The organism is Sphingomonas sp. GC_Shp_3, assembly GCF_026540945.1.
Taxonomy (GTDB): Bacteria; Pseudomonadota; Alphaproteobacteria; order Sphingomonadales; family Sphingomonadaceae; genus Sphingomonas.
In genome coordinates this window covers 1-8,276 of record NZ_JALNUT010000021.1, presented here as the reverse complement: position 1 = coordinate 8,276, position 8,276 = coordinate 1, and the positions used below count along the sequence as shown (strand labels likewise).

Sequence of the window (8,276 nt, the reverse complement as noted above, 5' to 3'; positions counted from 1 at the left end):
GGTAGACCCGGTGCAGCTCAACGGGTTCGATCGAGAATGATCCTCCCTCGTTCTTAACCGCAGATATTCTACCACTGTTAATGGCTCGCGAGATAGATGCCTTACTGATGCCGGTAGCCTTAGCGGCCTCTCCTAAGGTGTAAGCCATCGATCCATTGCCCCGTTGCGTATCGTTTCAAACTGCCGTCAGCTTACAGTTAGCAGGAACAGGTATTCTTGGGAACGGATTAGGCTCGGCCCCATTTGGCGGAACACCCTGTAACCCATTTCGTCCAGTCTGCCTTGAGGGCTTCTCCGACAAGCTGGCGGCGACGATCCTTGAGGACTCTGACGTATTGGTCGGCGAGCCGCTGGACGGCATGACCACCACCCAAGGCGCGCCCGATCGCATAGAGTTCTGGGGTTTTGAATTCGTCCACGCGGTCGTCGGCGGGCCATCTTAGGGTATCGGAAACCGACATTCGCGTTGCTGCTACAGCGATGAGGCTGGCAGGATCGACGATGGTATCTGCGGTGCCCTCACGCCGCGATCGACGTCCGGTACTGTGGCGTCCTGCCTCATCGGCTGCGGCATTGGTGGCGTCATCATCCTTCGGTGTGAAGACGAGGGTGACGTGGGTGATCTTTCCCCGAGCACCACGCTTCTCGGACCAGTCCATAGTGAATGCGGCAAGTTGATCGATTTCGGCCTTTGCCAGATCGAGAACGAAGCGTCTAAAATCAGAAAAGTTGAGCATCGTCTTCGGAGCTACGCCGACGCGCTCTCGTAGATCTTCGATTGTCCCAGACCATCGGGGTTCACGGCGTCCAGCGAGTAAGCACCCCATCTCGTAGAGCGTGATTGCGTATTTTGATCGAAAGGCCAGAAGTGCGGCCCGGTTCAACCGGGCGTAATAATCGCTGCCTTGAAGCACAGCTCGAGCTGGTGCCGTGAATTCCCACTCCACAGTGGCAAGGCCATCATCAGCATGTTCGTTGAGTGTCCAGGCTAACAGGGCAGCGGTAAGCGTGGCTGACCGACCCTGTGCCGATGTGGATGGCATCCGAAATTTGATGTCCATCAGTTCATCGAGCGTGTCCTGTATCCTGTCATTGGATTCATGACTGCCTCGAAGATCGCGCTTTGCAATCACGTGAGAGCCGGGCTGCCATGCTTCACCCGCAGCTTTGGCGATCAAAAGCGCGAGAGTTTTGCGCGCTGCTAAGGACGGAGAGACACCCGCGCCAAAACGTGCCTCAATGAACTCGCCCGCTTTTACGATGGCGTGACCATCACGCACAGCAGCTGTCGAAGCCGCTTTCATCGTACGGCCGAGGGAGGGAGGATCGGACATGAGCAAGGTGTGCATAGAAACGAGCTACGTATCAATATCTATTCGTAGCTCGTTTCTGCGACCTTAGGCCGCCCCATTCCTCGTACCTGACCGCCCCATTTCTCGTAGGTCGCCGCCCCATTCCTCGTACCTGACCGCCCCATTTCTCGTAGGTGGGGCAGATTTCTGTTTTATAATCAAATGGATACGAAGCCCTGAATCATAGAATCATTAGAATCTAGAATCATTGCGTGCGCGCGAGGAAACCGTAGAGGGATGACATGTTGAATCGGCCTTTGGCCGATGCGCTAATGATGCGTGCCGGCTACGCCGTCACAGGAGCGGCCTAAGGGCCGCTATGGGCTTAGCGAGGAAGGAAGTGGGGGGAGGCGTGTCTGTCCCACCTGTGCGGCTCCCAGAACCTTATGGAGCTATCCCAGGATCGCAGAGGCAGCACTTGGCTAGATTTTCCCTGCCTCCACCAGCTGGCCGAGCAGAGCGTTGAGACGGGTCTGCCATCCGGGGCCACTTCCACGCAGATGCTCCACCGTCCTGGCGTCCAGGCGGATGGTAACCACTACCTTCGGTGCTTCCGTTTGCGATCGTCCACGGCGGGAAGACGTCATGCCAGCCATAAACGTGGCGTCCATCGGCGGGTTGTCATCGGTCTTCATACATCACCCGGTCGGCTGCGGCTGCGGCTGCGGCTGCAAGGGCACCCATCCGCCCTTGCAGGTTCGGGTCTTGGCGTTCCAATGATTGGCGCAGCCGTACATGTGCTGGACGATCACGGGTTCCTTGGCCCAGCGATAGGCAAGAGCCGCGGCGAAGATGAGCCCCAGCCCGATTACTGCGGCCCAGATCCATTCCTTGAGCCGGTCCAGCCAGATGCCTGTACTGGCCCGCTGGAGCGCCGCTGCGGCCCGTTGCAGGTCTTGGACCTCCGATCCCACCGTGCGGCCCCAGTCGGCGCGCTGGCGGGCGTCCTGCTCGATCTGGCGAGCCAAGGTAGCCGATTGTTCTGCGACCCCTTCGGCGCCCGCTTTACGCATGGCATCGAGCAGGGTGCGATAATCGGCATGAGGATCGCCGGAGGGCGGGAGCGCATCGAAGTCAGAGGGGTCGAACGGGTCAGCCATCGGGGTCACCTCGGAAGGTCCATCCCGCGAACGCCTTGCGGTCCTGATCGCGGTTGATCCGCTCCATCAGCACACCCAGCCGCTTTTCCCATTCCGCGTCCTTCATCGCAGCATCGAGGAGCAGGCCGCCGAGGATGATCTTGCGACGGGCATCAGCCTTGCGGTTGAGTGTGGCGGCGCGGGCTTCGAGCGCCTGTAGCTGGGCCTTCGCCTGCTCGACCTTGCGGCGAGCTTTTTCGATGGACTCGGGTGTCGGTGCCGCCATGTTTCCTACCTGAAAGCATGAGTACGAAGTGAGTGTAATGCGAAATAGTAGAGGAAGCTACCAGAAGGACCGAAGGGAATGAATGGCGCACTTATGCAAACTTGCGTTTGCGTGCGTCGGAGGATACCCCCGAACCCCAGCGGGCTATCGTCCGCGCCATGCTCCCGCATGGCAAGGAGTGCGCGGCGATGGCGAGCTTCCATCTTGCGGTGAAGACGATAGGCCGTTCCGCCGGTCGCAGCGCGACAGCGGCAGCGGCCTATCGTGCGGGCGTGGAGATCGCGGACGAGCGCACCGGCATCGTCCACGACTACACCCGCAAGCAGGGCATCGAGCATCGCGAGATTGTCGCTCCCGCCGATGCGCCTGCGTGGGTGCAGGACCGTTCGGCGCTGTGGAATGCCGCCGAGCAGGCCGAGACGCGCAAGAACTCGACGGTCGCGCGGGAATACGAGATTGCGCTCCCGGCTGAGCTATCGGCCGATGAGCGGCGCACCCTGACGCTCGACCTCGCCCGCGAGATCAGCGAGCGGCACGGGGTGGCAGTGGACGTGGCGATCCACGCACCTGGTCGCCACGGCGATCAGCGCAACTATCATGCGCACCTCCTGACCACGACGCGGCGGATCGGCGCGGAGGGGCTGGGGGAGAAGAGCCGCGAGCTGGACCAGAAGGCGAGCGGGGAGGTCGAGCGCTGGCGGGGGCGGTTCGCAGAGATGCAGAATGCGGCGCTGGAACGGGCGCAGGTGGCCGAGCGGGTCGATCATCGCAGCCACCAGCGGCGCGGGATCGAGCAGGAGGCGACGGTGCACATGGGGCCTGGCGTCGTGGCGATGGAGCGCAGGGCCGAGCGGGAGGCGCAGCGCGATGGGCGAGAATACGAGCCGGTGACGAAGGTTGCGCAGCACAACGCCGGCGTCCTCGAGCAACGGTCCTTGCGTCAGTATATCGAGCGCGGATCGGAATGGCTGCGCGACGTCGGGCAGCGAATGGCGGGGCGTCTGCACGGGTTCGCAGCGACGTTGAGCGGTGCGGTCGAGCGCGATCGGGCCGCTGAGGCACAACAACGTGCGCAGCTACAGCAGGAGCAGATGCAGCGAGAAGCGATCCAGCGCGAGCAACTGCGACAACGTGAGATCGAGCGCGATCGGCAACGCCAGATCGATCGTAATCGGGGGCCGTCACTCGGGCGGTAACGGAGTTCTCTTCGCAACCCCTGCGCTGGTTAGAGCTTCGCGGATCGCAGCGTTTCGTTGATCCGTGACTGCCAGCCTGGGCCAGTCGCTCGGAACCGTTCCAGCACATCGTTATCGAGCCGCAGCGACACCAACGACTTGTCAGAGGTGGTTGAGCCTTTCGGCCGTCCGCGTGGCTTGCTGCCATTTGGAAAAGCAGCTGCGAGCGCCGGGAAATCAGCAATCGGCCGAGCACGGGCAAAATCCGCGTCCGTCCATTCGGGATTGTCGTCATCAAAGACAACCGGGGGAGTGTCAGAAGCCATAACGGCGCATCTCCTTACCATGAGCGCGGCGCAGGTTGATAATACGGACGATGTTGCCGCGCATCGTCACCGCCGCACAGTGAGCTATACCGTCGATCGTGCCGTACAGCCGGAAGCGGGGTTCATTGAACCGGGCATCCTCAACCACGACAATTCCAGCCAGTTCGACCGCACGCGCCAACGATACGCCATGCTTGGCGATGTTCGCGTCGTCCTTCGAAGGGTCGAACTCGATATCCACAGTTTATTGTAGCTACGATTTATTAAAAATCAATAGCTGCTCGTCCCCACCTTGGCGGCAGCTATCGGGAAGAGAAGCTGCCCTTCCGCAGTCGCCCAAACTCGGCCATTCCTGATGCGAAAATCAAAAGTTTTGCATCAGACGGGTGGGGCGTGCGACCGGTCGAGAGAGCGCCACGTGCAGACATTCGAGAGCACAGTCAGAGCTTGATCCAGTCAGGGCACTAATCAGAAAAATGTTGGAGCCTCGCTTCGGAGAGGAGCGGCTTGATTGCCTCTAGTGCGCCTATGTCGCGGTGCCAGAAAATGTAGGTATAATCCCACTCCTCTGTAATCATACAACCCAATGCTGGAATGACGAACTGAGAAAACTGGCTCGCGTCTTTTCGCATCGATTCCTGATGGTCGCTTAGAAACGGCTCAAGCCGCGTAGGGAACTCGACAATCCCTGCTGAATGATTGACCACCCCCATGCGGAAGCCTTTGAAGGCCGCCAGCAGCATTTGGTTGAACCTCAACCATTCTTCTTTGCTGACGTCATCCAACAAATGAAGCCGTTCTTTACCGAGCCACCCCGACCACAGCGAAATATACTCTTTCCTGAAATTTGGTCGCACCTCGCCGTTCTCGAAGAACACGTCGTAAATGGCTTTGCCGGGCATCGGCTGCTCCTCGGTCATAACCAACTGCTATTCAAAGCCAGCGAAAGCGGCAATGTCTCCTTTCCATCTGAGCCGGCCAACCTGTGATGCGAAACTCACAGGTTTTGCATCAATCAGAAAATGGCGACAATCCGGGCACTTCCGTGATGCATAAATCCGATGCACAATCGGAGCATGATTTACGGCTATGCTCGCGTTTCATCCAACGGTCAGGATTTGGCGCAGCAGCTCGCCCAACTCGACGCGGCCGGCTGCACGAAGGTCTATCGCGAAAAGATTAGCGGTGCGACTGCCGAGCGGCCGCAGCTCAAGCGCGCGATCGGCGCGCTCGATGCCGGCGATGTGCTGATGGTGACGTCGACCGATCGCCTCGCCCGCAACACCCGTGACCTGTTGAACATCCTTCATGCGGTGAAGGAGGCTGGCGCCGGCTTTCGCTCGATCGCTGAGCCGATGGTGGATACCACCTCCCAGTTCGCCGATGTCATCATTGCTGTATTGGGGGTCGCAGCGAGCTACGAGCGTCATCGTATCACTGAACGCACCGCTGCCGGCAGGGTTCAGGCTAAGGCCCGTGGCGTAAAATTTGGCCGGCGTTCTGCTCTTACCCCTCATCAGCAGGCTGAGGCCCTACAGCGCCTTGCAACCGGCGATACGCAGCGCACTGTTGCAGCCCTACTTGGGGTCAACCAGGCGACAATATCGAGACTGTCCCGAAAACAGGGTTGAACAACGAGTTTGGTGCAACTGACGGTTTTCTGCCGACGAAAGTCTGCGATAGGCGGACATCACTCGACCATATGTTCAAGTACGAGCTTGCTTGTCTGCAACGACAAGGGACTGTGAGTTCTTGCAAAAAAAGGGCGGCCGAAGCCGCCCCTTCCGTTTGCCCTTAGCGTTTCCGCTTAGGCTTATTGGGTGCTTGGGTCAGGGCGGACGCTGCGACCGACTTCACCGCTTTGGAGCTAGAAGGGCTCCGCAACAGCTTCGACGCTTTCGAAGCGACGGATTTTGACGTTTTTTCGGGCATGTTACTTGACCGAATACGGGCCAGGAGGCGGCACATTATCGTTGGCCGCCATAACGGTCACGAAGCACTTCCCGGTGTTAATTTCCGAGATGCGACCTGCATTCACCTTGAAAAAGGCGGCGATATCGCTTTGGCGATCACCACGCGAGAGCATGGCTTTCACCACTGCCGCGTCTGCGGCAGAGAGTCGGGGCGTAATCATTGGTATTAGGTGTCCTATACAGTTGTTGACTGTGAAGGAACACCGGGGTGTCTAGGCCGGATGGCGCCCCTTCACCTGCACGACATAAGCCGTTGCGAGTGCGTTATCAAGGGCAAGCGGCAAACCATTTAGACGGTAATTTTCCGCCCCCTAGTGCCGCTCAAGCCCGAAATCGCTTTAGTCTGTTTCCATATATCCTTTATCACATTCGTCTAATTAACTGGGATACTTATTAGGGAGACGCTTGTGTCCTAGGGTATGCAGACATATACGTCTCCTACCCCAGCCAATATCGGGATGGTATAGAGACATGGACGGTATCGTCAGTAGCGAGCAAAAGTGGGGTTCTGCGGCTGTAAACGCAGGATTTTCGATATTACCAAACCACTTTATTTCAATGAATCAGTTCGTGCAGGAAGATGCGCGTATCACGCCAACTGAAATGTTGGTCGTGCTACAAATCATATCATCGTGGTGGTCGAAAGAAAGACTTCCATTTCCAAGCAAGGCGACGATCGCAGTTCGCGCAGGCCTTAGTACGCGCCAAGTTCAGCGCGCGCTGACTGCATTAGAGCAGAAAGGATACATAGAGAGGCTAACGCGATATAATAGAAATCAGGCGAGAGCTAGTAATCAATACGATTTATCTGGTTTGGTTGCCGCAGTTACGAAGGCCGCCGAGGAAAACCCAGGAGCATTTAAACGGCAGGCGCAAAGTAAAGCGCAAGTTAAAGATGATGATCTATAGGAACGACAAAGCCCCCACCAACAGGCGAGGGCTTTGTGTGATCGAATGAGCCATTAGGCGCCATCCGGCCTAGACAGTGTCTGATATGAGAAATTTCTGCGGAGTGTCAAGGGCTGGTACATGGGAAAGCTCGGTGCGAGGGTAGATCTGGACTCGCATCACAGAGCTCGTCACTGGGCTACCCGCTAAAATCAATGCAGCAAGAAGGCTCATATACCTCTCTTAAACGACGTTGCGAAAGGGAACCCTTCTGCAACGATTGGGCCGCTTTACCTATCTGCGTGGGTGACCGATCAACTCGTCCCTGATCCGCACCATTTCCGCAAATTGGCGGTCGCCTGCTGCGAAGTGACCGGCCAATGGATCATGATGTTGCGGCTCGCTTGGCGCTGGCATCGAAGGCGGCGGCACCATGCCAGGCGGTGGTGGGGGTGGCGGCGGTGGACCCATGCATTCGTAAACAGTGTGACTGTCTTTCTCAGCGCGATCGGCGACGGCCTGCTTGTAGTCGGCCGCCAAGGCCGTCTTACGAAGGGATCGAACAAAGGCGCGATCCCGGTTAGCTCTGGCGGCAACGTATGCCCTGACGTCATCCGGGGCGCAGTGCGCAACAACGAACATTTGATAATCTTCGACGGCTTGGCGGAACGCTGCGTGAGTTTCCTGAGCTGGTGATTGCTGTGCCGCTACTGATTGCGCGATCAGCAAGCCAGCTACCGCTGCGATGACCCCTCGCCTCACTCCCAATCTCCTCTAGCCCCGGCCGTGGTGGCGAAATCCCTATTGAATGGTGATTAGCTAGCTCATTCGCCGGGCAGACGGAAAGCATCCCAATAGTCGATTCATCAAATTGGACGTTGCAAAAGGTACCCCTTTTGCAACGTCACTCGTCAGGGCGGCCAAACAGACGACCGAAAAATCCCCGTTTGGATTCCGTAGGCCCTGGACCAGCTAGCAGCCCGATCACTCGGGCCTGCGCCTCGCGTCGTTCCTCGTCCGACCGATCAAGGCGCTGACGAAGGTCACCGATCGTGCCGTCTCGGTCACGTAACTGTTCCAAAGCAGCATCAAGGCGTGCCTGTAACACGTTGAAATCGGAGGTGTTACCTACGCCACTTTCAGTGTTACGCACTGTTTCAGATGGTGTCACGCTAACCGTTGCAGATGACTTGGGGG

The 8,276-nt window shown here is 58.2% G+C and carries 12 protein-coding genes and 1 pseudogene; 3 read left to right on the top strand and 10 right to left on the bottom strand.

What is annotated here, in order from left to right:
- From OXR00_RS19465 to traD, 5 genes are all read right to left on the bottom strand, one after another.
- The coding region (locus tag OXR00_RS19465) for a helix-turn-helix domain-containing protein (RefSeq protein WP_267389888.1) at positions 1–148 on the bottom strand (148 nt) is incomplete at its 3' end.
- A gap of 79 nt (positions 149–227) precedes the next feature.
- The gene (locus tag OXR00_RS19460) at positions 228–1,334 is read right to left on the bottom strand and encodes a replication initiation protein (protein ID WP_267389887.1); all 1,107 of its coding nucleotides are present in this window, start codon (positions 1,332–1,334) and stop codon (positions 228–230) included.
- Positions 1,335–1,774: 440 nt separating this feature from the next.
- Positions 1,775–1,987, bottom strand: a complete 213-nt coding sequence (locus OXR00_RS19455) for a BrnA antitoxin family protein (protein ID WP_267389886.1) — start codon at positions 1,985–1,987, stop codon at positions 1,775–1,777.
- 3 nt (positions 1,988–1,990) lie between these two features.
- Positions 1,991–2,452, bottom strand: a complete 462-nt coding sequence (locus OXR00_RS19450) for a hypothetical protein (RefSeq protein WP_267389884.1) — start codon at positions 2,450–2,452, stop codon at positions 1,991–1,993.
- A complete protein-coding gene (gene traD / locus OXR00_RS19445; protein WP_267389883.1) occupies positions 2,445–2,717 on the bottom strand; it encodes a conjugal transfer protein TraD in 273 nt (90 codons plus the stop codon). Before traD ends, OXR00_RS19450 begins: the two co-directional genes overlap by 8 nt.
- A 188-nt stretch (positions 2,718–2,905) precedes the next feature.
- Here traD and mobQ point away from each other — a divergent pair, with 188 nt between their 5' ends.
- Positions 2,906–3,913: a MobQ family relaxase gene (gene mobQ / locus OXR00_RS19440; RefSeq protein WP_267389882.1), complete on the top strand. Its 1,008-nt coding sequence runs from the start codon at positions 2,906–2,908 to the stop codon at positions 3,911–3,913.
- 29 nt (positions 3,914–3,942) lie between these two features.
- On the opposite strand, the gene OXR00_RS19435 is transcribed toward mobQ, so the two are convergent.
- The 3 genes from OXR00_RS19435 to OXR00_RS19425 form a co-directional block, all read right to left on the bottom strand.
- Positions 3,943–4,218, bottom strand: coding sequence for a BrnA antitoxin family protein (locus OXR00_RS19435; protein WP_267389881.1), 276 nt, complete (start codon positions 4,216–4,218; stop codon positions 3,943–3,945).
- The gene (locus tag OXR00_RS19430; RefSeq protein ID WP_267389880.1) at positions 4,208–4,459 is read right to left on the bottom strand and encodes a BrnT family toxin; all 252 of its coding nucleotides are present in this window, start codon (positions 4,457–4,459) and stop codon (positions 4,208–4,210) included. The genes OXR00_RS19435 and OXR00_RS19430 overlap by 11 nt, the downstream gene beginning before the upstream one ends.
- Before the next feature lie 223 nt (positions 4,460–4,682).
- Positions 4,683–5,138: a hypothetical protein gene (locus tag OXR00_RS19425; RefSeq protein WP_267389879.1), complete on the bottom strand. Its 456-nt coding sequence runs from the start codon at positions 5,136–5,138 to the stop codon at positions 4,683–4,685.
- A 156-nt stretch (positions 5,139–5,294) separates the two neighbouring features.
- Between OXR00_RS19425 and OXR00_RS19420 the strand changes: the two genes are divergently transcribed.
- Positions 5,295–5,849: a recombinase family protein gene (locus OXR00_RS19420; protein ID WP_267389878.1), complete on the top strand. Its 555-nt coding sequence runs from the start codon at positions 5,295–5,297 to the stop codon at positions 5,847–5,849.
- A 302-nt stretch (positions 5,850–6,151) separates the two neighbouring features.
- Here OXR00_RS19420 and OXR00_RS19415 read toward each other — a convergent pair whose 3' ends face one another.
- A complete protein-coding gene (locus OXR00_RS19415) occupies positions 6,152–6,313 on the bottom strand; it encodes a hypothetical protein (protein ID WP_267389876.1) in 162 nt (53 codons plus the stop codon).
- 349 nt (positions 6,314–6,662) lie between these two features.
- Between OXR00_RS19415 and OXR00_RS19410 the strand changes: the two genes are divergently transcribed.
- Complete coding sequence (locus OXR00_RS19410; RefSeq protein WP_267389874.1) at positions 6,663–7,100, top strand: helix-turn-helix domain-containing protein; 438 nt, start codon at positions 6,663–6,665, stop codon at positions 7,098–7,100.
- 883 nt (positions 7,101–7,983) lie between these two features.
- Here OXR00_RS19410 and OXR00_RS19405 read toward each other — a convergent pair.
- Positions 7,984–8,276, bottom strand: a pseudogene (locus tag OXR00_RS19405) (DNA-binding protein); the annotation flags it as partial.

What these genes read in the sequence shown, in the direction of transcription:
- OXR00_RS19460 (WP_267389887.1), bottom strand. Translation starts at nt 1,334, where the DNA reads ATGTCCGATCCTCCCTCCCTCGGCCGTACGATGAAAGCGGCTTCGACA.
- OXR00_RS19455 (WP_267389886.1), bottom strand. Translation starts at nt 1,987, where the DNA reads ATGAAGACCGATGACAACCCGCCGATGGACGCCACGTTTATGGCTGGC.
- OXR00_RS19450 (WP_267389884.1), bottom strand. Translation starts at nt 2,452, where the DNA reads ATGGCTGACCCGTTCGACCCCTCTGACTTCGATGCGCTCCCGCCCTCC.
- traD (WP_267389883.1), bottom strand. Translation starts at nt 2,717, where the DNA reads ATGGCGGCACCGACACCCGAGTCCATCGAAAAAGCTCGCCGCAAGGTC.
- mobQ (WP_267389882.1), top strand. Translation starts at nt 2,906, where the DNA reads ATGGCGAGCTTCCATCTTGCGGTGAAGACGATAGGCCGTTCCGCCGGT.
- OXR00_RS19435 (WP_267389881.1), bottom strand. Translation starts at nt 4,218, where the DNA reads ATGGCTTCTGACACTCCCCCGGTTGTCTTTGATGACGACAATCCCGAA.
- OXR00_RS19425 (WP_267389879.1), bottom strand. Translation starts at nt 5,138, where the DNA reads ATGACCGAGGAGCAGCCGATGCCCGGCAAAGCCATTTACGACGTGTTC.
- OXR00_RS19420 (WP_267389878.1), top strand. Translation starts at nt 5,295, where the DNA reads ATGATTTACGGCTATGCTCGCGTTTCATCCAACGGTCAGGATTTGGCG.
- OXR00_RS19410 (WP_267389874.1), top strand. Translation starts at nt 6,663, where the DNA reads ATGGACGGTATCGTCAGTAGCGAGCAAAAGTGGGGTTCTGCGGCTGTA.